Genomic DNA, 26,218 nt, shown 5'->3' with positions numbered 1-26,218 from the left:
CGCACCCGCTCATGGGCGGCGATACGAATCGTACCGCCGCCCATGAATGTGGCTATATTCTACTATTCTTTTAACCCAAATACAAGGATAATGCGCCAACTTGACAAGGGTGTGTGGGATTTTCTCTTATTCCCATAAACTTATCGTTACTCTCATCCGTTTTTTTGTATGTATTTTTACCAATTTGCAGCCAGCTTTTTTATAAACTCTACACAAGAAAGCAGGCGCACTTACGAACCCGCATTTTCCTCGGCGGAAAACGTATTCTCCGCATCCGCCACACTTTCCGCCACATGCTGATGGCTGGCTTCTTTGCTGAATGTGTCCACCTTTGCCACGCTGCGTAAGCCATGGGTCAGGCATCCAGCACCGCCCACACAACCGTCCACGCAGGACATTCCCTCGATAAAGTTTTTACCCAGCTTGCCCTTAGATGCCTTGAGCAGTGCAATCTTGTAGCTTTCCGCGCCGTTGCATATCTCCGGATTCAATACCAGATCAAGGCCTTCGTCCTCCACCACACTGCGCACCGCCTGGGTTACGCCGCCGCTTCTGGCAAACGCGCGGCCAAAGCAGGATGCATCATCAATCGGGTCCTCTTCCAGTTGATCCACCTGCACGTCCATCCCGTCAAACAGAGCTTGCAGTTCTTCAAATGTAAGGACGCTGTCTATTGCACCCTGTGTCTTGGGCAATTGAATCTCCATCTTTTTGGAAATGCAAGGGCCGATAAAGACCACTTTCGCGCCAGGGTCGCTCTGCTTGATGAGCAGCGCAGCCTCCACCATCGGGGAAACATTGTGGGAAATAAACGGCACCAGATCGGGATGGTTCACTTCCACATACCGCACGAAAGACGGGCAGCAAGAGCTGGTAAGGAATCCTTTCTCAGCCAGCTCTTGTGCTTCTTTCTGTGCCACAACATCCGCGCCGAGGGCTGCCTCCACCGAGCGATAGAACCCGAGCTTTCGGATGCCTGCCACCACCTGCCCGATTTTGGCATAAGAGAACTGGGTGACGATAGCCGGCGCAAGCACGGCATAGACATGCACGTCCGGGTTTACCCGCGCCTCGTTTAACAGATGCACCACGTCCAAAATGAACGATTTATCCACCATTGCGCCAAACGGGCATTGGGCAACACAGGTGCCGCAGGATGTGCAGCGATCATAATCGATCATTGCCTTTTTCTGATCGTCAATGGAGATGGCTTTCGCCGCACAACCCGCCACACACGGGCGCTGATGCTCGATAATGGCATGGTAAGGACATGCTTTCATACAGCGTCCGCACTCTTTGCATTTTTCCGGATCAATAACAGCCTTGTGTTTGTCGTAGCTGATTGCATCGAACGGGCAGGCAGCATGGCATTTGTGCGCAAGGCAGCCGCGGCAGGCGTCGGTGACGGAAAACCGCTGTACCGGGCACTCGTCGCACGCACTGTCGATGACGGAAACAATCCCCTGTGTATCCCCGTCGCCCATCGCCGCACGGACACGCTCCTCTACAATAGCACGCTCCCGATAAATGCAGCAGCGCATGGTCGCCTTGGGTCCCGGAATAATGGTACGCGGAATATCGTAGTACCCATCGGCGAGTTTGCCCATGCGCTCCAGACGCACCACCTCACGCAGCACTTTATACTTTAATTCCTGCACATCAGTATCAAATAAAATCAAGAAATTATCCTCCTGCACAACAGCGCGCCACGGCAACCACCCGGTTTTCCGCAGCGCTCTTTTTTAGCAGTACCAGTATAGCAAGTGCAGCAAGTCCCTGTAAAGCGCGCAAATCGAATTTGTCTGCAAAATAATACGGTTTTATTATAATATGGTTTTTTATGTTTCAACCCACATATCCTCTATCTCTTTATCACCCGTTGACAGAACCGGGTACGCGGAGTACGATGGATATGCAATGGAGGATACGCCGATGAATGCTTTAGGGAGATGGATCAAATCCTGCCGGGATCTGCTGTTTTCCGGCGACCTTGTGGACGTGGGATTTCGCTTCGCGATTCTGGGCAAAGGGCTGAGCGGATTGTTTGAAATGATTGGCAGTGCGCTGTTGTTTTTCCTGAATCCCACGCGGATGAACCGGCTGCTCACATTTCTTGCGCATCGTCTGTTCTCCACATGGCCGTGGCAGCCGGTCGCCAATATCCTGCTGCATTTCGGGATGCATTTTTCAACAAACGCGCAAATCTTTGGAATACTGTACCTGCTCTCCCATGGCGTAATTAAGTGTATCCTGATGCTGCTTTTGTGGCGAAAAAAGCCGTGGGCCTATCCGCTCGCCATCCTATCCATTCTGCTGTTTATGGCCTACCAAATCGACCGCATCTGCATCCGCCCCACCGTGATGATGGTCGCACTCACGGTTTTCGACGCTGCCATGATTGGATTAACCGTCGTAGAATACCGCCGGGTAAGACGGCTGTTCCGCGCCAAAAAACGTGAATGCCCCGAAGCGGGGCATTGATCCACTGCTTTATGTGCCGTTATGCTCACGCATCCTGTTTGGCGGAAGCCGCCGCGGCGGCGGTTTTCTTCTGTTTGCGCGCCTCATATTTTGCCTGCTCGTGTGCAAAATCCTTTTTTTCCTGCTCAGTCTGCGGCAACAGCGGCGGCACCGTCACCGGGCGATCACCGTCACCCAGTGCCACGAAAGTGAAATAAGCCGTATTCGTCAATTTGGACTGATGCGTTTTGAAATCCTCCGTGCCCACCACAATGCGCACCTTCATTGACGTGTGCCCTACCCAAACGAGTTTCGACGTCACCGTGACGACTTCTCCGACATGGATAGGATAACGGAACTCAATTTTATCCACCGTCACGGTGGCGACCTCATGCCCGGAATGGCGGCGGCAAGTCAGCGCCCCCGCAATATCCATATAATGCATGAGTTGACCTCCCTGCAAATTGCCCAGCAAATTAGCCTGTGCCGGCAAAATCAATTCCGTCATGATCGCCACGGATTCTTCAGGTGTACGACCGGCCTGCACTACTTTTTTCGGTTCGACAGCAGTATGTTCCATTATATGTCCTCCCTATCCGTCATGCCGGTTTGGAATAACCCACCCGGCGTTCTTTACCCGTGCTTTCGTATGGCTTAAGTATACCAAGATTATATCACTATTGCAAGTTAGAAATACCTCTTATGCAAATTTTACAATTTTCCCCGGGCATTTCTTTCATGTAATTCCTTGCATCTGCACACAGGGGATGCTATAATAAAAAAACACTGAAAAAGTGCCGCCTTTCTTGCTTTTCCACAGTCTGTCGCACATATTAGGGTGCTCAGCCTGTGGTTATCGCCGACTTCGGCAGAAAATGTCGTATGCATTATGCCGACGCTTTTTCGTATTATCTAAACAAAGTGCCAAAAGCAGTAATAGACGTTCGTCCCCACACAGGGCGGCGCAGTTTGTAAATGAGGGATGCAAGTTACATGAAAACTATCATCAATACCCAAAAGCAGGGACTGTATGACCCCGCCTTTGAGCATGACGCCTGCGGCATTGGCCTCTTAGCCAATATAAAAGGAAAGAAATCCAACGAACTGCTCCGCCAGTCGCTTACCGTGCTGTGCAACCTCGCCCATCGCGGCGGGGTAGGCAGCGAACCGAACTCCGGTGACGGCGCAGGCGTTTTGCTTCAAATCCCGCACGCGTTCTTTCAGAAAGTCTGCACAGGCTTTGGCCTGCCGGCAGCGGGTGATTACGGCGTGGGCATGTTTTTCCTGCCGCGTGACGTAGAAACGCAAAAAGGCATCGCAGAACGCTTCAAAGCGATTACGGCGGACGAGGGACTTGAGCTGCTTGGCTGGCGCGACGTGCCGGTCGACCCTTCTTCTCTCGGCGAGACTGCCGTGGCAAGTATGCCGTTCATTCGGCAGGTCTTCGTAGCGCGCGGCAAGATTGCCGCGGGCGCAGCATTGGAGCGGGCGCTCTACATCGCCCGCCGCCGCCTGGAAAAAGACGTCGCATCCGCTTATCCCGGACAAGGCTTCTATGTAGCCAGCTTTTCGGCACAAACCATCGTTTATAAAGGGATGCTCACACCCGAACAGGTGGGCGCATTTTACCCCGACCTGCACGACGACGCGATAGAGACCGCCATTGCGCTTGTCCATTCGCGCTACAGCACCAACACATTCCCCAGCTGGAACCGTGCGCACCCCAATCGTTACCTCATTCATAACGGTGAAATCAACACGCTCTGCGGCAATGTCAACTTCATGAACGCACGTGAATCGATGTTGAAATCGGATGCGTTCGGCGCTGCGCTGCCAAAAGTGCTGCCGGTGATTAACCCCGATGGCAGTGACTCCGCGATGTTCGACAACACCGTCGAGTTTCTGCACATGACGGGAATGCCGCTGCACCGCATCATGATGTTGATGATTCCTGAGCCATGGGACGGGCATGAGAGCATGAGCGCCGAGAGAAAGGCGTTCTATGAATACCAGAGCTGTCTGATGGAACCATGGGACGGTCCGGTTGCCATGGGCTTCACCGACGGCGTGCGAGTAGGTGCGGTGCTTGACCGAAACGGCCTGCGTCCGGCGCGTTATACGGTAACCACCGATGATCTCATCGTGCTTTCCTCTGAAACCGGCGTGCTGGACATCCCGCCCGAAAAGGTGGTCAAGAAAGAACGCCTGCATCCCGGCCGGATGCTGCTTATCGACACCAAGCAGGGCCGCATCCTCACCAACGAGGAAATTAAAGAGGAAGCCGCACACGAAAAACCCTATGCGGAGATTCTGGAACAAAACCTTGTCCGCCAGACTGCGCTGCCAAAAGCAAACGCGGCCCCACAGGCACTGAAATTTCCGCTCGAACAGCTGCAAAAAGCGTTCGGCTACACATATGAAGACCTGCGCGCCATCCTCACCCCGCTCGCGCGGGACGGCGCCGACCCCGTGGGCGCCATGGGCAACGATATTCCGCTGGCGGTGCTTTCCGAACGCCCCCAGCTTTTATATGAATACTTCAAACAACTGTTCGCACAGGTAACAAATCCGCCGATCGACGCGCTGCGCGAGGCGGTCATCACCTCCTCCAAGGTGCTGCTCGGCTCGGAGGGCAACCTGCTCCGCCCCACGCCGGAAAGCGCCAGACAGGTGCAGCTCAATTCCCCATTCATCGACAACGCCACGCTGGCCTCCCTGCGGGAACTGTCGGTCAACGGGCTACGGGCGGTCACGCTTCCCATCCTGTTCCACGCGGCAGAAGGCGGCGCGGGTTTGAAAAAAGCGATGGACTCTTTGTTTGAGGTCGCAAAGGACGCCGTGCAAAAGGGTGTAAACATCTTAATCCTCAGCGACCGCGGCGTGGACAAGAAACACGCGGCGATTCCCGCATTGCTGGCTGTTGCCGGCCTGCACCACTTCCTCGTGCGTGAAAAACTGCGCTGCAACACGAGTATTGTGCTGGAATCGGGCGAGCCGCGCGAAGTGCATCATTTTGCCACGCTGCTCGGCTACGGCGTATCCGCCGTCAACCCATACCTGGCTCTTGAATCGGTTGCACATCTGGTGGAAACCGGCTTCCTTACCGGCAAAACGGCGGAAGAGGCACAGGCGAAATACCTCAAGGGCATCACCAAAGGCGTTATCAAGGTGCTTTCCAAGATGGGCATCTCCACCATCCAGAGCTATCAGGGCGCACAGATTTTTGAGGCGCTCGGGTTGGAAAAACCGTTTATTGACCACTATTTCACCGGCACCCCCTCCCGCATCGGCGGGATTGGTCTGAACGGTGTTGCGGTCGAAGCGGCGGCACGCCATGCGGACGGTTTCCCCATCGGCGGCGTACCGGACAATGGACTGGAAAGCGGCGGAAAGTATCAGTATCGCCGCGACGGTGAATACCATCTCTACAATCCCGTGACCATCCACACTTTGCAGGAAGCCTGCCGTTCCGGTGACTTTACTAAATTCAAAGAATATACTGCGCTCATCAACAGCACATCCGAGCAGCTTTGCACCCTGCGCGGCTTGCTCAAGTTCAAATCCGGCAAACCGGTGCCGCTGGATGAAGTGGAAACGGTGGACTCCCTCTGTGCCCGTTTTAAGACCGGCGCGATGTCCTTCGGCTCCATCAGCCAGGAAGCGCACGAGGCCATGGCCATCGCCATGAACCGCATCGGCGGCAAAAGCAACACCGGCGAGGGCGGCGAAGACCCGGCGCGTTTCATTCCGGACGCAAACGGCGATTCCCGTTGTTCCGCCATCAAACAGGTGGCGTCGGGACGTTTCGGCGTGACCAGCGACTATCTTGTGCACGCTCAGGAAATCCAGATCAAGATGGCACAGGGTGCAAAACCCGGCGAGGGCGGACAGCTGCCCGGCCGCAAGGTCTACCCATGGGTTGCCAAGGTGCGGCATTCCACACCGGGCGTGGGGCTCATCTCCCCGCCCCCGCATCATGACATCTACTCCATCGAGGATCTGAAAGAGCTGATTCACGACCTCAAAAACGCCAGTCCTGCTGCGCGCATCAGTGTCAAACTGGTGTCCGAGACCGGCGTGGGCACGGTGGCCGCGGGTGTTGCCAAGGCGCTGGCCGACGTCATCCTCATCAGCGGTTATGACGGCGGCACCGGCGCATCGCCCCGCACCAGCACCCGCCACGCAGGCTTGCCGTGGGAGCTAGGTCTTGCTGAGACCCATCAGACTCTGGTACTCAACAACCTGCGCAGCCGTGTGGTGGTGGAAGCTGACGGCAAGCTGATGACCGGGCGGGATGTTGCGATTGCGGCGCTACTCGGTGCAGAGGAATTTGGATTTGCCACCGCGCCGCTGGTCACGCTCGGCTGCGTGATGATGCGCGTGTGCAACCTGGATACCTGCCCTGTTGGCGTCGCCACCCAAAACCCCCGCCTGCGCGCAAAATTCAAAGGCGACCCGCAGCATGTAGTCAACTTCATGCGTTTCATCGCCGAAGATTTGCGCGAGGTCATGGCCTCCCTCGGTTTCCGTACCATTGAGGAAATGGTCGGGCGCACCGACATGCTCACGGTCGATCAGACCCGCGGCAACTGGAAGACCCAAAATCTTGACTTTGACGCCATCCTGTTCCACCCCAAGGTGAACGGTGATGTGGACGTTTATCATACCATGAATCAGGACCACGGCCTGGATGAATCGCTCGACCGGCAAAAGCTGCTGGCAATCTGCGCACCCGCCATCCAAAATGGCGAAAAAGTGGAGGCGGATGTGGATATCCGCAACACTGACCGCGCAGCCTGCACCATCCTCGGCAGCGAAATTACCAAAGCGCACGGCGGCGAGGGACTCCCGGATGACACCGTCACCCTGCACCTGCACGGTACCACCGGACTAAGTTTCGGCGCATTCACCCCGCATGGCGTCACGCTTGATTTGGAGGGCGACGCGAACGATTATATCGGCAAAGGACTTTCCGGCGGAAAAATAATCGTACACAAGCCTGCGGCCGCAACTTTTATACCGGAAGACAACATCATCATCGGCAACGTGGCATTCTACGGTGCAACCAGCGGCGAAGCCTACATTGGCGGCGTGGCGGGCGAGCGTTTCTGTGTACGCAACAGCGGCGTCACTGCCGTGGTAGAAGCAGTAGGTGACCATGGGTGCGAATATATGACCGGCGGCCATGTGGCCGTGCTGGGCAAAACCGGACGTAACTTCGCGGCAGGCATGTCCGGCGGCGTAGCCTATGTCTATGACGAAGACGGCAGTTTCCCCGTGCGCTGCAACACTGAAATGGTGGAACTTGGCCCGGTGGAAGGCGAGGATGCGGATATCCTGCACACCATGCTGAAAAAACATGCCGCTTACACGGGCAGCACCCGTGCCAACGTCCTCTTAGACGATTGGGACGCGGCACTTGCCAAATTTGTGCGCGTCATGCCGCGCGACTACCAACGCATCCTGCTTGCCATCAAACAGGCACAGGAAGACGGCATGACCGGTGACGACGCGTTGCTCGCGGCTTTTGAAGCCAATTTCAAGGCCCCCGCAAAAGCGGGCGTCAAATAAGGGGGAGTGCATCATGGCCAAACCAACTGGATTTTTAGAATATACACGGGCGCTTTCCCCCGATCGGCCGCCGCTGGAACGCATTAAGGATTGGAAAGAGTTCCACACCGCGTTTTCAGCGGAGAAACAGCAGGTACAGGCCGCGCGCTGCATGGACTGCGGCACCCCGTTCTGTCATTCGGGACTGCTCATCGGCGGGGCGGCATCCGGTTGCCCCATCAACAACCTCATCCCCGAATGGAATGAGCTGGTCTATCGCGGGTTGTGGGAGGAGGCCGCCAAACGGCTGCTCAAAACCAACAACTTTCCCGAGTTTACGGGGCGCGTCTGTCCTGCCCCATGCGAGGGTTCCTGCACATTGGGGCTGATCGACCCCGCAGTTTCCATCAAGGCCGATGAATGTGAAATTATCGACTATGCGTTCGAGCAGGGGTGGATCAAGCCCCAGCCGCCTGAAACGCGCACCGGCAAAAAGGTGGCGGTAATTGGTTCCGGTCCGTCCGGTCTTGCCTGTGCCGCCCAACTCAACTATGCAGGGCACAGTGTTACCGTCTTTGAGCGTGCTGACCGTCCGGGCGGCCTTCTGATGTATGGCATCCCCAACATGAAGCTCGACAAACAGCGGGTGTTACGTCGTGTCAAGCTGATGGAAGACGAGGGCGTAACTTTCAAAACCGGCGTGGAAGTGGGCAAAGACCTCGATGCGCAGTCCCTGCTTGCGGATTTTGACGCAGTGGTGCTATGCACCGGCGCGACCAAGCCGCGCGACCTCTCCGCCGAAGGGCGTGAAGGTGCAGAAGGCATTCACTTCGCGGTGGATTTCCTACATGCCAACACCAAGAGCCTGCTCGACTCCGAGCTTAAAGACGGCAGCTATATTTCCGCCAAGGATAAGCACGTGATCGTCATCGGCGGCGGCGACACCGGCACCGACTGTGTTGCCACCTCTATACGCCATGGCTGCAAGAGCATCGTGCAGTTTGAGATCATGCCTAAACCATCCGCCGACCGCACCGCAGGCAACCCGTGGCCGGAATGGCCGAAAATCTTCCGCACCGATTATGGTCAGGAAGAAGCGGCTGCCGTTTTCGGCGGCGACCCGCGCACCTATGGCGTGATGACCACAAAAGTCGAAACTGATGATGCGGGTCATATCCGCGCGCTGGACACTGTTCAGGTGGAGTGGAAAAAGGACGCCAAAAGCGGGCGGTTCTCCCCCGTACCGGTTTCCGGCAGCGAAAAGACTTGGCAGGCCGACCTTGTGCTGATTGCCATGGGATTCCTCGGACCAGAGCAGGCCTTGCTAGATGATCTTGGAATCGAGCGCACCGCGCGCAGCAATGTCAATGCCTCCGAGGCCGATTATGCAACCAATATCCCGGGCATTTTTGCCGCCGGAGATGCCCGCAGAGGCCAGAGTCTGGTCGTCTGGGGTATCCACGAGGGCCGCGCGGCGGCTGCGGCCTGCGATCATTATTTAACAAATCAATAAACGGTTATCGATAAAACGCAGCAAAAGCAGGAAGCTTGTGCGCAACGCACGAGCTTCCTGCTTTTTGTTGTCCTGCCTATTGCATCTATTTTATTCAACGGCAGAGGGCATCATATCCTCGCAGGTGACATCGGGGTGATGATAGCGCGTCCGTTTCGCCGTAATGTCCTTGTAATTGATGGCTTTCTGGGAACACCACTGAATACACGCCATGCACTGTTCACACGCGTTTCCCCAGCTTGGTTTTCCACCCGTTATCTCAATATTGTCCGACGGACAAATGCGGGCGCAAGTGCCACAGCCCGTACAGTTTGCATTGGCATGGAAATCTGCCGCCATTTTTCCAAACCCGGCGATAATTTCACGGTCTTTTGCTTCCATTTGGCGAAGCAGCCAACTGCCCTTTGGTATGGGCGTGGTCGTTTTCGCTTGCACAGCGGTCGCAATTTTATGTAGCTTTTTCTTTGCTCTTTTGTATATTAACCGTTGCAATCCACTCGGCGACGCGTCATATTTGTTAATGTAATTACCCGGCTCGCGCACAGAAAATCCCGCGTGCAGCGTACCGTCCCTTTCGGCAATGGCCTGTTCGCACTCCGCAAGCGTCATGCCATACGCCCCAGCAAATGAAACGACCGCAAACAGATAGGGAACGTTCTGCACGTTCAGATGGTCAATAAACCGCCGCACGATCGGCGGCACACAAGTAAAATACGTCGGAAATACCAGACCGACGCGGGTATATGGCAGATCAATCGCCCCTTTTTTGACCGCGTCCGCAATGGAAATCAGCTCGGTATCCCCTATCTCTTCGGCAATCTGCCGCGCTGCCGCCAAGTTGTTCCCTGTTCCCGTAAAATAAAAAATTACGTTTTCCACTTATAACTCCCCTGTTTTCAGTTCAAGCTCCTGCCATGTTTGATACGGAAAGGCAATGATTTCAAAACATCGCTATTTTTCTGCCATGATGATCCCATCCAGAATCAAAGAAACCGTGTACCGCACTTCATCCAGTATGGTGGCATAGGAGCCTTCCTCCGACAACGTACAGTCGATCCGGCTGCGGATCGCTTCCGCCACCGTAAGGATGCTTTTTGCCACGCGGTAGGTGTCGCACGCGCGCACCTCGCCGTTCTCTATGCTCTCCTGAAGAATATGGGCCAGCGTCTGTGTCTCCTCTTCCATCAACCGGTCATACATCAGCTGAAACACCGGTGCAATTTTCTGCATACTGTCAATGCTCAGCTGCTTCAAATTGAGCGCATTTTTAATGAACGCCAAGCGCTGGGTTAAATACATTAGAACCTTTGCCTTGCAGCCAAAAGTGCCTTTTACTTTTATCAGCACACCCTGCAGATAGATGCGGGCCTCTTGATAAATGACTTCGGTGTAGATATTTTCCTTGTTTTTGTAGTAATGATACAGCGATGCTTTGTTCAGCCCCACCAGCCTCCCGATATCATCCAAGGTCGTTTTCTCATATCCATATCTTGCAAAACAGTCGCTTGCCGCCCGCAATATTTCATCTTTTCTATTTTGTGCGTCCATGAGCACCTCCACTAAACTAATCTTCAAACATATTATATGATTGTTTGATAAATGTCAATGCCTTTTGCTTCTCTACTCTTGTTTAGAAAAACGTCACATCCAATATTTATCTCTTTGATACGCTTGACAAACTTTACAGATTAGGTATACTTGAAGAGGTACATGCAATAAACAATAAAAAACGATGATATACCGAAAGGGTGAACACGACATGAGTAATAGCATATTTTATCGCTGTTCTAAATGTGGAAACATTGTCGCCTTGGTGAAAAACGGCGGCGGTACATTGGTCTGTTGCGGCGAACAGATGGACAACCTGGTTGCCAACTCCACCGACGCGGCACAGGAAAAACACGTGCCGGTCGTCACACGTGACGGCGACGCGCTGACTGTTAAGGTCGGTTCCGTAGCGCATCCGATGCTGGAGGAACACTTCATCGAGTGGATCGCCATCGTCACCGGTGGCCAAGTCGTCATCAAGTATCTCAAACCCGGAGACGCACCTGAAAAGACCTTTGCAGTCGCCTGCAAAGCCGGTACAGCGTATGCGTACTGCAACCTGCACGGACTCTGGAAAGCAGAATTTTAAGACACAGGAACACCTGAAAGGCACACCCATTCTCACAAAAACAAGGCGGCTGGCAACGGGAATTTTCCTGTTGCCGGCCGCCTTGTTTTCCTTTTAATCTGCGCGTTGTTTCACGCCACAGTCGTTACCAGCAACGCGATGTTCAGCGCCGTCACCACGATTCCAGTCGTCCAAAGCAACACTTTATCGAGCGTAGAATTGGCGTATTTGCCCATTACTTTTTTAGAGGATGTCAAATAAATTTGTGCAAATATGGTGATCGGCAGCTGCACGCTCAGCAGCATTTGGGAATAAATAAGTCCGTCAAACGGCGACTGGATAAAGAAGATAACCGCTACCGCCGCGAGCAAAGTGAGCAGCACACCCGCACGGGTATGACTGTCTTTGATATCATACGGCTCTCCAAAAATGCCTGCAAAAATGCTGCCGCCCGCCATCCCCGCCGTCACGCTGGAGGACAGACCGGCCAACAGCAGCGCGACCGCAAAAATCATCGCCGCACCGCCGCCAAGCAACGGGCGGAGCATCTGCTCAGCCTGCGAAAGCTGCGCCACCTGCACATGGCGGGTAAAAAAGGTGGCCGCCGCTACGATGATCATGGCGCTGTTGATACCCCACCCGATAATCATGGAGAACAGCGTGTCGGCAAATTCATATTTGAGCTGTTTTTTGATGACCACGTCGTCTTCCAAATTCCACTGCCGGCTCTGGATAATCTCCGAATGCAGAAACAAATTGTGCGGCATGACCACCGCGCCCAATACACTCATAATAATGGGCAGCGAGCCGTGCGGAATGACTGGGCGCACCCACGCGACGGCCGCTGTATGCCAATCCACATGCACCAGCGTCAGTTCCAGAACAAACGCGATGCCGATCACTGAGACAAAACCAATAATCCATTTTTCAATGTGACGGTAGGAGTTGGAGAACAGCATCCAGATATCCACCGCCAACACGACCACCGCTCCGATTCGCAGCGGCAGTTTGAACAACATATTCAATGCGATGGCGCCGCCCAGCAGTTCCGCCATGGCTGTGGACACACTGGCCACCACCGCGCTGCCAAGAATAAGCCAGCGCGGTACCGGGCGAACATACTTTGCGGTAGCCTCCGACAAGCATAAGCCGGTCGCAATGCCCAGATGCGCCGCGTTGTGCTGGAGCAGGATGAGCATAATGGTGGACAGCGTAACCATCCAGAGCAATACATACCCGTAGTCCGCGCCTGCCGAAAGGTTGGACGCCCAGTTGCCTGGGTCGATAAACCCGACCGTTACGATAAGCCCAGGCCCTATGTATTTGATAAAATCCAAAGCTGTGTGCTGAGGGTGGTGCGCCTGTTTGGTCTTTTTCGGAAAAAAATTCATGTACGGACCCGCCTTTTGCTGATTTGTGGGAAACACGCTGCCGCTAAAGCAGATTCCTACACTTTTATTATACGGTGCAAAACAGTTTTTTTCCAGCCTTTCACTTTTTTTAGAAAACGCTTTACAAACACTACTAAAACAGTATATTATTAAGTAGGATAATTTATCCGGCTATGCGAATACTATAAAAACCCACGTTCATGTGGGAAATGCATCCGGCAGAGCGGGATATTGTCCGCTTCCTCTCACCTCGATCGATAAAAAGGAGCGTTCTATTATGTGCACCGAAAACCGCAAAATTGTGTTGGTTGGCACAGGGCTCGTGGGCATGAGCTTTGCATATGCCCTGCTCAACCAACATGCGTGTGACGAACTGGTCTTGATTGATATTAACAAACAGCGCGCCGAGGGTGAAGCAATGGACCTTAACCACGGGCTCGCTTTTTCCAACACCAATATGAAAATCTACGCGGGCACCTATGAAGACTGCGCCGATGCCGACATCGTTGCCATTTGCGCGGGCGTGGCACAGAAACCGGGGGAATCCCGGCTTGACCTGCTGCAGCGTAACACCGCCGTTTTCAAGTCTATTGTGGAACCAGTGGCGGCATCTGGTTTTTCGGGTGTGTTCCTCATAGCGACCAACCCGGTCGATATTATGTCGTACATCACCTTCAAACTCTCGGGCTTTTCCAAAGGGCATATCGTAGGTACCGGCACCACGCTGGACACCGCCCGTCTGCGTTACCTCATTGGCGACTATTTCCATGTGGATCCCCGTAACGTGCACGCCTATGTGATGGGGGAACACGGTGACAGTGAATTCGTGCCATGGTCGCAGGCATTTGTCGCCACCAAACCGGTGATGGAACTTTGTCAGGAAAACCATGGGGAAAATTATGAAGCCGGGATGATTCGCATCAGCGAGGAAGTGAAAACCGCCGCTTACCGCATCATCGAGGCTAAAAAGGCGACCTACTACGGCATCGGCATGGCAATGATGCGCGTCTCCCGCGCCATTCTTGGCAACGAAAACAGTGTACTCACAGTCTCCGCACTGCTGGATGGTGAATATGACTGCCCGAATGTATACGCCGGTGTGCCGTCTATCGTCAGCCGGCAAGGGGTAAGCCGTATCATCACCCTCTCGCTCTCGCCCGAAGAGCAAAAACAGTTCCGCGACTCCTGCGCGAAACTGGAAAGCGTGGTCTCCAGCCTGAAAATCTGACGGCATACATCGCCTGCGGGCAACACAAGCCCTGCGGTCTGCCGGGGCCCCGCGTCCGCTCTGTTCTTTCTGCACCAATAAAAATCTCCAGCTGATGAGAATGGTAGACCTACACGGGCATTATCGGTCATGTGCATTGAATTTTGACAAAAAAACTTCCATTTTTAAGCGATATCGCTTATAATAAACATTGACAGGGTTGTAACAATCACCTTGCTTGTGTGTGTATTTAAAATATTGGAGGTAATTTTATGTCTTTGGTTTCCGCAGCAGAAATGACCGCAAAAGCGCTTGCCGGTAAATATGCCGTCGGCCAGTTCAACATCAACAATCTGGAGTGGACAAAATCCGTTCTCCTCACCGCGCAGGAAACGAAATCGCCGGTTATTCTCGGCGTTTCGGAAGGCGCTGGCAAATATATGACCGGTTACAAGACGGTTTCCGCCATGGTCAAAGCCATGATTGATGAGCTTGGCATCACCGTGCCTGTCGCCCTGCACCTTGACCACGGCTCCTATGAAGGTGCCTACAAGTGTATCGAAGCAGGCTTCTCCTCCATCATGTTTGATGGCTCCCATTATCCCATCGACGAGAATGTCGCCAAAACCAAAGAGCTGGTAGCCAAAGCACATGAATTGGGCATTTCCATTGAAGCCGAAGTCGGCGCCATCGGCGGCGAAGAAGACGGCGTAATCGGCGGCGGCGAAGTAGCCGACCCGGCCGAGTGCAAACGCGTCGCCGATCTGGGCGTGGACATCCTTGCTGCCGGCATCGGCAACATCCACGGCGTGTATCCGGCCAACTGGCAGGGCCTGCGTTTCGACGTGCTTGCCAAGATCAAAGAGACCGTCGGCGACAAGCCCCTCGTGCTGCACGGCGGCACCGGCATCCCGGACGACCAGATCAAAAAAGCCATCTCGCTTGGCGTTGCCAAAATCAACGTCAACACTGAGTGCCAGCTGGTGTTTGCGGAAGCAACCCGCAAATACATTGAAGCCGGCAAAGACCAGCAGGGCAAAGGTTTTGACCCCCGCAAACTGCTTGCCCCGGGCGCGGCGGCCATCAGTGCCAAAGTCAAAGAAAAGATTCTGCTTTTCGGCTCCAACGACAAAGCCTAATCAGACATATCCCACATTTATGTGCAAAAGCTTTTCCCTATAAGCACAAAATGATTTCCCATTAAAAAACCGCACCGTCTGAAGCTGTAACTGTCATGCAGTTCTCATCTTCAGGCCGTGCGGTTTTTGTTTTTTATTCACGCTCTGCACAGATACCGTTCCCGCCGCACCTACAGCCGGTCGGCACCCGAATCAAGCATTTCCGTGGCAATATGCTCCGCCAATGCATCCAGCACATTCCCCTTAATCCCGGCGCTGTAGATTTCCTCCACCATGTTGCGGCTCTCCCGCGCTTCCCCGAGCAGCAAGGACGCCTGCTTGATGAGTTCCTTCGCCGCTTTCCGATTGAAAGCCGCACGCGTGCGACCCTTTCCGAGCGCTTCATGATTCAAGAAGCGACGCATATGTATATGGCGATACCCCTCCACCGGGTGGAAGCGACAGGAGGTGAAAAAGGCCACTGAAAGTCCCGGCACCAGCAGATGCTCCGGCCGGTCCTGCGGAAACAACGCGCACGGGCAGGATACCACGTCTTGCCCGGCTTTCAGCGCCGCATCCCGCAGACGGCTCAACAGCAGTTTGCCCACGCCATACTCATCTTCCAATATATATACATTTGAAAATTGCGCCGCTGCCTGTGCACAGAAGTTTTCGATGCCGTCCGGCGTCACCGCCGTAAGAGAGCATACAGTCTCTACGCCCTTCCGGTGAGTCTGTGGAAACAGGCGGTGTGCCAGACGCGCTGCACTCCCATCCATTTTCTGCAAATCCAGGCATTCAAGCGCCAATCGTGTATTGTCGGTGAGCAGATTGCCCGCCGCCGTCAAAAAACGATTGGCGCGGTCCTCTGCTGCAAGCTGCCTGGCATGGAAAAGCAGTACCTGCGCACGGTGCGGCGCCAGCACTTCCACATCCAGGCAATCGTCCATGCCAACCATATGCTCCCCAATGCCCGGGCAGGCGGGGGAATATCCGCCAAAGCGCACACCATCCAGCACACAGGCGCGCAGACCGGACACACGCAGACCGTCCAGGCAGTCCGCATCACACGCGTTGCAGATGGTCTCCAGTTCCTCCCCCGCCTTTTCCAGCGCCGCGCCAATCTTTTGCATCAGCGCCGTCTTCATGCCCGATGTTCCTCCCGCGAGGATATACGCCCGCCAACCGTTCTGCACGTCATAAAGCCCCTCTGTATGCGATGCGTCTCCGGCCAACAGACCGGGACGCCGGAAAAACCGGGAAACCCTTCCGCTTTTCTGCACAAAAATCCCCTCCCGTTTTTTAGATGACAACATGCCATCTTATGCCGGGAGGGGAAAAAGCGTTCCGCGCCTGCTCTTTTATTCGTCAATAGGTGTATGCGTACAGATCTCCCGTATCTTCTCCCGCAGTGCCAGAAAATCTTTGAACGCTTCCGGCTTCTGGTGCGGATTGCGCAACAGCGCTGCGGGATGCAGCGTCGCCATCATCAGGATATTGCCGCGCTGGAACCACTGCCCGTGCTCTTTGGTGATTTTCAAATCGGGTTTCATCAGCTTCATGCCGGCAATGCGCCCCACACAGACAATGATTTTCGGTGCAAGCAGCTTGGTCTGTGCCCGCAGCCATGGCAGGCAGGCCTCCTGCTCTTCCGGCAACGGGTCGCGGTTCTGCGGCGGGCGGCATTTGACGATATTGGCGATATAGATTTTACTGCGATCCAGCCCTACCGCTACCAGCATTTTATCCAGCAGCTGCCCTGCGCGCCCCACAAACGGCTCGCCTTTCAAGTCCTCCTGCTGCCCCGGTCCTTCGCCGATAAACAGCACCTCGGTCTCGCGGTTCCCCACCCCGAATACCACTTGGGTGCGCCCTGCGGCAAGCCCGCAGGCTGTGCAGGATTTGCATGTGGCCTCAAGGTTGTACCAACTTTCCGGCATTTTTCATCTCTCCTGTTCCGCCCGCTGGCGGCTACTTTCCACTTGATTATACCACACCGCCGCCGCCTTTTCCCGCTTTTATTGATTTATGGCGGTAATTGGTTTATACTTTACTGTGGCTTTGAAAATAATGTATCGTTATATAACGGAGGGAATCAAACGTGTTTGAAAACATGATCGAACAGCTGAAATCCGGCGAGAAACGCAAACTGGTCTTTACCGAAGGAACCGACCCACGCATTCTGGAGGCCGCCAGCCGCCTGTATCGGCACGGCCTCCTCACACCGGTGCTGCTCGGCAACGCCGATGAAATTAAAACCATCGCGGCCGCAACCGGGCAACCCATCGACGGGTGCGAGATCGTCAATCCGCTCGACTATCCCGACATTGAGGCGATGGTCACCAAAATGGTAGAACTCCGCAAAGGAAAGATGACCGCCGACGACTGCCGCAAGGCACTCAAAAAAGGCAACTATTTCGGCACCATGCTGGTGAAGATGGGCGGCGCGGACGGCCTGCTTGGCGGCGCAACCTATTCCACGGCCGACACCGTGCGTCCGGCGCTCCAAATCATCAAATGCAAACCGGGCAGTAAGATCGTTTCCAGCTGCTTCATCATGCGTCGCGCGACCGACCGTGGCGAAGAGCTGTATGTAATGGCCGACTGCGCCATCAACTTGGACCCCAGCGAGGATGAATTAGTCGAAATCGTGCTGGAGACCGCACGCACTGCCAGACTGTTCGGCATCGAGCCGAAAGTCGCGCTGCTTTCCTACAGCACGCTCGGCTCCGGCAAAGGTGAAACCGTGGATAAGGTACGCAAAGCAGCCGATCGCCTCAAGGCCATGCAGCTTGATTTCCCGGTGGAGGGTGAGCTGCAGTTCGACGCAGCGTTCTCTCCGGTCGTCGCCAAAACCAAAGCGCCGGATTCCCACGTGGCAGGCCAGGCAAACACCTTTATTTTCCCGAACATCAACGCCGGGAACATTGGCTACAAAATTGCACAGCGTTTGGGCGGCTTTGAAGCATTCGGCCCCATCCTGCAAGGCCTCAACGCCCCCATTAACGACCTTTCGCGCGGATGCAATGCCGACGAAGTTTACAAAATGGCCATTATCACGACCGCGCTCAAATAAGCACCGCTTACATACCGTCTGCGGGCAAGACTTGTGCAACATCCCATTTTATCGTCCGCACTCCCCGTTTTCGACCGGATGCGGCATTGCCCGCCGCCGTGATGCAAAGAGCGGTAGCAGAACAAGGTGAACGAAACCATGGCAAACAAACCGGTAACCATTGAAATATCCGCCCGGCATGTACATCTGTCAGCCGCCGACCTGGCACATCTGTTTGGCGAAGGTTATACCCTCGCCTTCAAACGCGCGCTGGGGCAGCCCGGGCAGTTTCTGTCAGAGGAGCGACTGCATGTAGAAGGCCCCAAAGGCGCATTCGACAGTGTTGCCATCCTAGGCCCGACGCGTGCGTTCACGCAAGTGGAACTATCGTTGAGCGATGCGCGCGTACTCGGCATTGATTTGCCTGTGCGGGCATCCGGCGATGTCAAAGGAAGCGCCGGCATCAAACTGATCGGTCCGAAAGGCGCTCTGGTCCTGAAAGAGGGGGCCATCGCCGCCAAACGGCATCTCCATCTTTCACCAGCGGATGCCACACGCTTTTTATTGCGTGACCGGCAGACCGTATCGGTGCGGGTGGACGGCCCCCGCGCGCTGGTTTTCGACGAGGTGTTGGTGCGCGTCAGCGCCGCGTTTCACACCGTCATGCATATCGATGTAGATGAAGCCAATGCTGCCGGGCTTACCGGTCCCACGGAAGCCAACATCCTGCTCTGACAGTCCAACCAATTACGTTCCTGCATTTCATCCTACCTACGCGCAGCACAATGCCGGCAGCAAATATTTGCTGCCGGCATTGCCTATGGGAATGCGGAAAGAACAGATCGGCCATTTAATGCATAGGCGGTCTTTTCCGAAACTAATTGCCCATGCAATCCGCATCGTTAAAGACTGTCTCAATTACACGGGCGCACGCGGGCGGTGAATACAACCAGCGGTCGATATGGCCGGAGGAAATAAAATAGTCGGGCGGCTCCGGCTTGTACGCGGCGTCGAACGCATCCACGATAATGAGCTTAACCTTCATCTTTTCGGGAATCAGGTTTTTGATGAATACGCTGGCGCTCTGCCCCGGGCGCACATCTTCCCGCGGTTCAGCCAGTCCGGCGAGGTTGGGAGAAAGCTCCACAAACACACCGTAGCTCTCCTGCGAGCGCACGATGCCCGCCACTGTTTCACCGGGCGCAAAGCGGGCGGCATTTTCCTCCCAGGTGCCGAGCAATTCCTTGTGAGAAAGGCAAACACGCCGGTTCTCCTCAAATGATTTGACCACAGCCTTGATGTCCTGCCCCACATGAAACCGGTCACGCGGATGAGAAATGCGGGAAATAGAGATTAAATCGATCGGAATGAGCGACGGAATACCGCACCCGATGTCCACAAATGCCCCAAACGGCTCCAAATGTGTGACCCGCACGTCGATGATGTCTCCCTGTGCCAGGCAACTTATGTAATCTGCCATCGCCTGCTGCTGCGCCGTGCGGCGGGACAGCACAGCCATCTGCTTGCCGTCCGGCTGGCGCTTGATGTCGAGTATTTTGAAACACACCGCTTTGTTCACGCGTGAAATCACGGCAATGTCCCGGGTGGTACCGTCCTCAAGCCCGAGCGCGCCTTCCTGTCTTGGAATAATGCCTTTCATGCAGCCAAGGTCGACGATGAGGTTATGCTCGCTGTCACAGACAAGGGCGCGCGCCTCCAGTATGCGGTCTTCCTCTTTCGCCCGCATGAGCCCGTTTGGCGTGCGCAGTGCCTCGCGGTTTTCCACGGTGTCCAGAAGCCATCCTTCAGGCTTGATGTCAGCCATGCCATGTACCTCCTCTTTTTGCAGTCCTTGTCAATCTATATGCGGCACGCCTAGAATATATTTGCCAAACAGGAACAAAATATTGGCGGGCATGTTTCCGGCGGCGCTTTATCCCAATTGCACATTGCAACAGTTTCAACCTGTATCCAAAATCCGGTGAAACAACATAAAAATAATGCGGGGAGCAAAAAGCCCCCCACATATCCGATGACCTGCAATGATACCACGACCCGCCCGTTTCAGGTGATACACGTTCTTCTTCCTTGTCCTCCACTTAAACTGAAACGCAAGCTATGTCCGCACCCCGGTGCCCCCCATCTGCCGCATGATACCCGCGGCGCGGTCTGCGGCATCCTTGTCCGGCACCTGCACCCGCAGAGCAGTCCCCCCATTTAACGTCTCGGTATCGGGATGCTCCCCTGCCGTATTTGGTGTGCCCCACACATTATTGAGGGACGGTGGGTAAAGTGAGAAAAAGGCGCCCTGCCCGGTACTCATTCCGGGCGTTCCAAACACCTCGCCGCCCGAAACGTCGTTCCGGTCATTCTTTTGCGGGGGATGCTTTGCAGATGAAAATTGTTGGACCCGCGCGTGTGGAATGGCATGGCTGATATGTTCCATGGCAAGTTCCGCCGCATCCTTGGAATCAAAAACCGCATACACAAACATGGCGTTTCTCCTTCATGGCTTCTTGTCCTCCGTCGACTTATCCTCTTAGACATAGTATGGACAGACCCACGCCGTCCATACGCAAATATTTGCCCGCCGCAACAAAACCATGTTATAATATGAATACGCGCAAACCGAGGAAACCGCTGATGGATGTGGCGCGCTTGCCCACCCCACTGCGGTCTCCCAAAAACGGAGGACAGGCAATGGATGTGCGGGTCGGTGATACTGTTGTTCTCAAAAAACCACATCCCTGCGGCGGCAACCGTTTTCTTATCCTGCGCACCGGCGTAGATTTTAAGCTGCGCTGCACACAATGCGGGCATGAGATCATGGTGCCGCGCGTAAAAATTGAAAAAAGCATCCGCGCGGTGGAACACGCAGGGTCATGAGGTTTCCACACGCACGGCATTTTGGTGGAATAAGCAAACATGTTTGAACAATTAGAAGATACTTGCAGCCGCTATGCGGAAATTGCGGCACGTCTGTCTCAGCCGGACGTGCTGACAGACCGCGACGCATATGCCAAGCTGATGAAAGAGCACAAACAGCTCACACCGCTGGTGGAAACTTACCGCGCCTATCAGCGCGTTTTGGCCGATGAATCGGAAGCTCGGGAATTGCTTGAAAGCGGCGATGCGGAACTGCACACGCTGGCCAACGAGGCATTATCTGCCGCGCGCGCCGAAAAAGAACGCTTTGAAAAGGATTTGCAGCTGCTGCTTTTGCCCCGTAATCCCAATGATGAGAAAAATGTCATCATTGAAATCCGCGCAGGCGCGGGCGGCGAAGAAGCGGCGCTGTTTGCCGCCGACCTGTTCCGCATGTACACCATGTACGCGGAGCGGCGCGGCTGGAAAACCGAAACGCTCAACCAAAACGAAACCGAACTCGGCGGTATGAAGGAGATCAGCTTCATGCTGGAGGGCGACGGCGCTTACAGCCGCTTAAAATTTGAAAGCGGCGTACACCGCGTACAGCGCGTCCCCGAAACTGAAGCGGGCGGGCGCATCCATACCTCTACCGTCACGGTGGCAGTGCTGCCGGAAGCGGAAGACGTAGAAGTGGACATCGCCCCCGACGATCTGCGCATTGATACATTCCGCAGCAGCGGTGCGGGTGGACAGCACATCAACAAGACCGAATCTGCCATCCGCATCACCCATCTGCCCACCGGACTGGTAGTGGAATGTCAGGACGAACGCAGCCAATATAAGAACCGTGACCGCGCTATGAAAATTCTGCGCTCCCGTCTGCTTGACCGGGCGCAAAGCGCGCAGGCGGAACAAATCGCCGCAGACCGCCGCACGCAAGTGGGTACAGGCGACCGCAGTGAACGTATCCGCACCTATAATTTCCCGCAGGGCCGCGTGACCGACCACCGCATCGGGCTGACCATCTATCGGCTGGACGCCGTGCTCTCCGGTGCGCTCGACGAGGTCATCGACCCGCTCATCACCGCCGACCAGGCGGAAAAACTGAAAGCCGGTGAAGCCGTTTAAACGGCGTATCGATATGCAGACCCTAAACTTGAAGACCGAACCGACCCACCCCGACCCATCTGTCTGCGCACGGGCAGGCGAACTGCTGCGGGCAGGCAAACTGGTAGCCATCCCCACCGAGACTGTATACGGCCTTGCCGGCAGTGCGTTGGACGAAAACGCCGTCCGCGCCATTTTTGCTGCCAAGGGCCGTCCGCAAGACAATCCACTCATCGTACATCTTGCCGCACCCGACTGGCTGCCCCGCTATGCCGCCGAAATTCCTGACGCAGCGCATCAACTGGTCGACGCTTTCTGGCCCGGCCCGCTCACTATCGTGCTGCCCAAGCGGGAAATGCTCGCCTCCGCCGTGTCGGCGGGACTATCCACGGTGGGCTTCCGTTGCCCCTCCCATCCGGTGGCACAGGCCGTCATCGAGGCGGCTGGCATTCCATTGGCGGCACCGTCCGCCAACCGCTCCGGCAGCCCCAGCCCTACCACCGCCGCCCATGTGCTGGCTGATTTGGATGGACGCATTGATGCCATAGTGGATGCGGGAACCTGCGCGGTGGGTGTAGAATCCACAGTGGTCGCACTGCACGGCAATGTGCCGCACATCCTCCGCCCCGGCGGCATAACCCCCGCCCAGCTCAAAGCCGTACTGGGCGCGGTGGAGATTGACCCCGCCGTACTGGAAGGGTTATCCGACCACGCGAAGGCTGCTTCACCCGGAATGAAATACAAGCATTACGCGCCTAAAGCCAAAGTGATCATCCTCAAAGGCACGTTGGACACTTTTATCGATTATACCCGTGCGCACACGGCGAACGGCACGTTTGCCCTTTGCTTTGACGGCGAGCAGACGCGCATCGGACTTCCCTGCGTCACTTACGGCAAGGCTGACGATTCTGCCGCGCAGGCGCGGGAACTGTTCGCCGCACTGCGCGCAGTGGATGAACAAGGCGCACAGGTTGTTTATGCGCGCTGCCCGGCAGAAACCGACATGGGGCTGGCGGTCTATAACCGCTTGCTGCGGGCGGCGGGTTTTTCCGTCATTAAGCTCTATTGAAAGGACCATACTATGGTGATTCTGGGTCTCACCGGACCAACCGGCGCAGGCAAAGGAGTGGTTTCCCACGCACTGGCAGAAAAGGGCTTTGCAGTGGTGGATGCCGACCGCGTGGCACATGACGTCATGGCACCCGGCACCCCTTGCGTTGCCGCCATCGCGGATGCGTTCGGCACAGATGTCCTGTGCCCGGACGGTGCACTTGACCGCAAAGCGCTGGGGGCGCTTGTTTTTTCTGACCCCGAAAAACTGAATCGGCTCAATGCACTCTCCCATCCCCCGATTCTCGCACAGATCCGCGCGGAACTCGACGTGTTCGCGGCACAAAGTTTTCCCGCCGCGGTGCTGGACGCGCCCACGTTGTTTGAAAGCGGGGCGGAGCAATTCTGCGATTATGTGGCGGTGGTCACCGCAGATGAGGATATCCGCCTTTCCCGTATTATGGAACGCGATGGACTGGACAAATCCCTTGCACTCCGACGCATCCGTGCACAGCCTGCCATGTCATTCTATACTGCACGTGCTGATTTTATCCTGATAAACAATGGGAACACCGCCGACTTGCAGGCTGAGATAGATGAACTGGCGGCACGTCTGCTGTCAGAGAGCCATGCGGAGGGGCAGTCATGCGCAGAAAAGTGAGGATTCGTTCCACAGTCCTGGCGCTGTTGGTACTTGTGCTCTGTGCGGCGCTGCTCTGGCAGTTTGTTTTTAAAGAACGCTATATGAAGCTGGCATATCCCCAAAAATATGCCGCCTATGTACGAACTTACGCGGCACAGAGCAATCTGGACCCTTATCTGGTGTTTGCCGTGGTCCGCACGGAAAGTGGTTTTAATCCGCGTGCAGTCTCCAACATCGGCGCGCTGGGACTAATGCAACTCACGCCGGACACATTCACGTGGGCGCAGAGCAAAACCCCTGAAGAAGAATTTCTGGCAAAAGAGCAGCTTTACGACCCGCAGACCAACATTCATTATGGCACCGTCGTGCTCTCGGCACTGGTGCGCGAATTTGGGCGAGAAGACACGGCGCTTGCCGCTTATCACGCGGGACGCACACAGGTAAAAAACTGGCTGTTGGATATGCGCTATTCCCATGACGGGCGCACGCTATACCACATTCCTTTTTCCGATACCCGTGCCTATGTGAAGCGCGTACTGGCCACCAAGGCCATGTACCATGAACTTTATCCATCCTGACGATGCCGGCTTTCCCATAAAAACACAGTCTGGATTTTTTATCCGTTTACTCGTATAATAGTACCACTGAACCATTCAAAAAAAGGGAGCAACGATATGGCTGAACAAGAAAAATCAGAAATCCAAAAATTAAAGGACACTTTGTTCTACGAACAAAAGAACGGAGCAAAGACCTATACTGCCGCGCAGACTAAACAGGCGGACGCGTACTGTGAAGCGTACAAAAGCTTTTTAGATGAAGCAAAAATGGAGCGTGAAGCAGTCACCTATGCCGTCCGCACAGCGCAAACCAAAGGGTTTGTCGCATTCGAAAAAGGAAAACAGTACCAACCCGGCGACAAGGTCTACACAGTCAACCGCGGCAAAGCCGCTATTTTTGCTGTTTTCGGCACCAAACCCATGGCGGAAGGTGTGCGTATGACCGCCGCACACATTGATTCCCCGCGGCTCGACCTCAAGCAAAGCCCGCTCTATGAAGACAACGACATCGCACTGTTCAAAACACACTATTACGGCGGTATCAAGAAATACCAGTGGACGACCATTCCGCTCGCCCTCCACGGCGTGCTGGTGAAAAAGGACGGGACTGTGCTGCATGTGCGCATCGGTGAGGACGCCGGCGATCCCCTTTTCTGCGTGACCGACCTGCTGCCCCATCTGGCCAAAGAACAGATGAAGAAACCGATGACGGCGTTTGACGCGGAGAAGCTCAATGTTATCATCGGCAGCCGCCCGTTCAAGGACGACAAAGAAAGCGACCTGGTCAAACTGAACATCCTGCATCTGCTCAACGAGAAATACGGCGTAACCGAGGCCGATTTTCTCTCTGCGGAGTTGGCAATGGTACCCGCGTTTAAAGCGGCGGACATCGGGTTCGACCGCAGCATGATTGGCTCGTACGGGCATGATGACCGCGTCTGCGCCTATACCTCCTTCACTGCCCTGCTGGACACGGATCTGCCGGCCTATACCAGCGTGTGCGTGCTGGCGGACAAAGAGGAGATTGGCAGCGAAGGCAGCACCGGCCTCCAATCGGCTTTCCTCGCCTATTTCATTGCCGACCTTGCCAAGCCGTACGGTCTGGATGGCCGTGATGTGCTGACGGCTTCCAAATGCCTGTCTGCCGATGTGAACGCGGCGTTCGACCCGACTTATCCTGAAGTGATGGAAAAGAAAAATGCCAGCTTTATCAACCACGGTGTGGTTCTGTCCAAATTCACCGGACACGGCGGCAAATATGACACCAACGATGCATCCGCAGAATTCACTGCTGAGGTCATCCGCCTGCTGGATAACAACGATATTATCTGGCATATGGCGGAACTGGGCAAAGTCGATGAGGGCGGCGGCGGCACCGTCGCCAAATATATCGGCGACCTGAATGTGGATGTCATCGATGTGGGGGTACCTGTGCTGTCCATGCACGCCCCATTTGAACTCGTGTCTAAAATCGACGTATACGAAACGTATAAAGCGTTCGTGGCATTTTTCAAAGCAGACGCGCAGGCGTGATTTAAGCAGATTTTCCGTGTCATATCAAAACAACCCGTATTATTTATAAT

The 26,218-nt window shown here is 55.1% G+C and carries 23 protein-coding genes; 14 read left to right on the top strand and 9 right to left on the bottom strand.

Features of this window, described 5'->3' with window-relative positions:
* Positions 1-230 precede the first annotated feature (230 nt).
* Positions 231-1,679: a 4Fe-4S dicluster domain-containing protein gene (locus tag ABF463_RS04940; protein ID WP_415532450.1), complete on the bottom strand. Its 1,449-nt coding sequence runs from the start codon at positions 1,677-1,679 to the stop codon at positions 231-233.
* 253 nt (positions 1,680-1,932) lie between these two features.
* Here ABF463_RS04940 and ABF463_RS04935 point away from each other — a divergent pair, with 253 nt between their 5' ends.
* Entirely contained in the window at positions 1,933-2,481 is a 549-nt protein-coding gene (locus tag ABF463_RS04935) for a DUF2127 domain-containing protein (protein WP_415532449.1), read from the top strand.
* A gap of 25 nt (positions 2,482-2,506) precedes the next feature.
* On the opposite strand, the gene ABF463_RS04930 is transcribed toward ABF463_RS04935, so the two are convergent.
* A complete protein-coding gene (locus tag ABF463_RS04930) occupies positions 2,507-3,040 on the bottom strand; it encodes an acyl-CoA thioesterase (protein ID WP_415532448.1) in 534 nt (177 codons plus the stop codon).
* Between the two features lie 413 nt (positions 3,041-3,453).
* Here ABF463_RS04930 and gltB point away from each other — a divergent pair, with 413 nt between their 5' ends.
* Positions 3,454-8,031, top strand: coding sequence for a glutamate synthase large subunit (gltB, locus tag ABF463_RS04925; RefSeq protein ID WP_415532447.1), 4,578 nt, complete (start codon positions 3,454-3,456; stop codon positions 8,029-8,031).
* Between the two features lie 13 nt (positions 8,032-8,044).
* Positions 8,045-9,523: a glutamate synthase subunit beta gene (locus ABF463_RS04920; protein WP_415532446.1), complete on the top strand. Its 1,479-nt coding sequence runs from the start codon at positions 8,045-8,047 to the stop codon at positions 9,521-9,523.
* A 90-nt stretch (positions 9,524-9,613) separates the two neighbouring features.
* On the opposite strand, the gene ABF463_RS04915 is transcribed toward ABF463_RS04920, so the two are convergent.
* Together ABF463_RS04915 and ABF463_RS04910 are read right to left on the bottom strand one after the other, a co-directional pair.
* Positions 9,614-10,402 (bottom strand): EFR1 family ferrodoxin, encoded by a 789-nt coding sequence (locus tag ABF463_RS04915; protein ID WP_415532445.1) that lies wholly within the window; start codon positions 10,400-10,402, stop codon positions 9,614-9,616.
* A 72-nt stretch (positions 10,403-10,474) separates the two neighbouring features.
* Positions 10,475-11,071, bottom strand: coding sequence for a TetR/AcrR family transcriptional regulator (locus tag ABF463_RS04910; protein WP_415532444.1), 597 nt, complete (start codon positions 11,069-11,071; stop codon positions 10,475-10,477).
* A 211-nt stretch (positions 11,072-11,282) separates the two neighbouring features.
* On the opposite strand from ABF463_RS04910, the gene ABF463_RS04905 reads away from it, so the two are divergent.
* Positions 11,283-11,660, top strand: a complete 378-nt coding sequence (locus ABF463_RS04905; protein WP_415532443.1) for a desulfoferrodoxin — start codon at positions 11,283-11,285, stop codon at positions 11,658-11,660.
* Between the two features lie 110 nt (positions 11,661-11,770).
* On the opposite strand, the gene ABF463_RS04900 is transcribed toward ABF463_RS04905, so the two are convergent.
* Entirely contained in the window at positions 11,771-13,030 is a 1,260-nt protein-coding gene (locus ABF463_RS04900; RefSeq protein ID WP_415532442.1) for an Nramp family divalent metal transporter, read from the bottom strand.
* A 277-nt stretch (positions 13,031-13,307) separates the two neighbouring features.
* Between ABF463_RS04900 and ABF463_RS04895 the strand changes: the two genes are divergently transcribed.
* Positions 13,308-14,258 carry an L-lactate dehydrogenase gene (locus ABF463_RS04895; RefSeq protein WP_415532441.1) on the top strand — a complete coding sequence of 317 codons (951 nt, stop codon included), beginning with the start codon at positions 13,308-13,310 and terminating at the stop codon, positions 14,256-14,258.
* A gap of 251 nt (positions 14,259-14,509) precedes the next feature.
* Entirely contained in the window at positions 14,510-15,376 is an 867-nt protein-coding gene (gene fba / locus ABF463_RS04890; protein WP_415532440.1) for a class II fructose-1,6-bisphosphate aldolase, read from the top strand.
* A gap of 170 nt (positions 15,377-15,546) precedes the next feature.
* On the opposite strand, the gene ABF463_RS04885 is transcribed toward fba, so the two are convergent.
* Positions 15,547-16,638, bottom strand: a complete 1,092-nt coding sequence (locus ABF463_RS04885; RefSeq protein ID WP_415532439.1) for a hypothetical protein — start codon at positions 16,636-16,638, stop codon at positions 15,547-15,549.
* A gap of 78 nt (positions 16,639-16,716) precedes the next feature.
* Positions 16,717-17,295, bottom strand: a complete 579-nt coding sequence (locus tag ABF463_RS04880) for a uracil-DNA glycosylase (protein ID WP_415532438.1) — start codon at positions 17,293-17,295, stop codon at positions 16,717-16,719.
* A gap of 161 nt (positions 17,296-17,456) precedes the next feature.
* Here ABF463_RS04880 and pta point away from each other — a divergent pair, with 161 nt between their 5' ends.
* Together pta and pduL are read left to right on the top strand one after the other, a co-directional pair.
* Positions 17,457-18,431, top strand: coding sequence for a phosphate acetyltransferase (gene pta, locus ABF463_RS04875; RefSeq protein ID WP_415532437.1), 975 nt, complete (start codon positions 17,457-17,459; stop codon positions 18,429-18,431).
* Between the two features lie 138 nt (positions 18,432-18,569).
* The gene (gene pduL / locus ABF463_RS04870; RefSeq protein WP_415532436.1) at positions 18,570-19,145 is read left to right on the top strand and encodes a phosphate propanoyltransferase; all 576 of its coding nucleotides are present in this window, start codon (positions 18,570-18,572) and stop codon (positions 19,143-19,145) included.
* Positions 19,146-19,287: 142 nt separating this feature from the next.
* Here the strand turns inward: pduL and ABF463_RS04865 are convergent, their stop codons facing one another.
* Both ABF463_RS04865 and ABF463_RS04860 read right to left on the bottom strand, forming a co-directional pair.
* Positions 19,288-20,235 carry a S1 RNA-binding domain-containing protein gene (locus ABF463_RS04865; protein ID WP_415532435.1) on the bottom strand — a complete coding sequence of 316 codons (948 nt, stop codon included), beginning with the start codon at positions 20,233-20,235 and terminating at the stop codon, positions 19,288-19,290.
* A gap of 291 nt (positions 20,236-20,526) precedes the next feature.
* Positions 20,527-20,904 (bottom strand): hypothetical protein, encoded by a 378-nt coding sequence (locus ABF463_RS04860; protein WP_415532434.1) that lies wholly within the window; start codon positions 20,902-20,904, stop codon positions 20,527-20,529.
* A 206-nt stretch (positions 20,905-21,110) separates the two neighbouring features.
* Between ABF463_RS04860 and ABF463_RS04855 the strand changes: the two genes are divergently transcribed.
* From ABF463_RS04855 to ABF463_RS04830, 6 genes are all read left to right on the top strand, one after another.
* Complete coding sequence (locus ABF463_RS04855) at positions 21,111-21,296, top strand: DUF951 domain-containing protein (RefSeq protein ID WP_415532433.1); 186 nt, start codon at positions 21,111-21,113, stop codon at positions 21,294-21,296.
* A gap of 39 nt (positions 21,297-21,335) precedes the next feature.
* The gene (gene prfA, locus ABF463_RS04850) at positions 21,336-22,406 is read left to right on the top strand and encodes a peptide chain release factor 1 (protein WP_415532432.1); all 1,071 of its coding nucleotides are present in this window, start codon (positions 21,336-21,338) and stop codon (positions 22,404-22,406) included.
* Between the two features lie 13 nt (positions 22,407-22,419).
* Positions 22,420-23,454 (top strand): L-threonylcarbamoyladenylate synthase, encoded by a 1,035-nt coding sequence (locus tag ABF463_RS04845; protein ID WP_415532431.1) that lies wholly within the window; start codon positions 22,420-22,422, stop codon positions 23,452-23,454.
* Between the two features lie 12 nt (positions 23,455-23,466).
* Positions 23,467-24,096 (top strand): dephospho-CoA kinase, encoded by a 630-nt coding sequence (coaE, locus tag ABF463_RS04840; protein ID WP_415532430.1) that lies wholly within the window; start codon positions 23,467-23,469, stop codon positions 24,094-24,096.
* Positions 24,081-24,656, top strand: coding sequence for a lytic transglycosylase domain-containing protein (locus ABF463_RS04835; protein ID WP_415532429.1), 576 nt, complete (start codon positions 24,081-24,083; stop codon positions 24,654-24,656). The genes coaE and ABF463_RS04835 overlap by 16 nt, the downstream gene beginning before the upstream one ends.
* 96 nt (positions 24,657-24,752) lie before the next feature.
* Positions 24,753-26,168: an aminopeptidase gene (locus ABF463_RS04830; protein WP_415532428.1), complete on the top strand. Its 1,416-nt coding sequence runs from the start codon at positions 24,753-24,755 to the stop codon at positions 26,166-26,168.
* Positions 26,169-26,218: the final 50 nt, after the last annotated feature.

Source organism: Ethanoligenens sp., from assembly GCF_047718355.1.
Taxonomy (GTDB): domain Bacteria; phylum Bacillota; class Clostridia; order Oscillospirales; family Ethanoligenentaceae; genus Ethanoligenens.
Note: the sequence above shows the minus strand (reverse complement) of the source record. Positions and strands in the feature narration are given on the sequence as shown.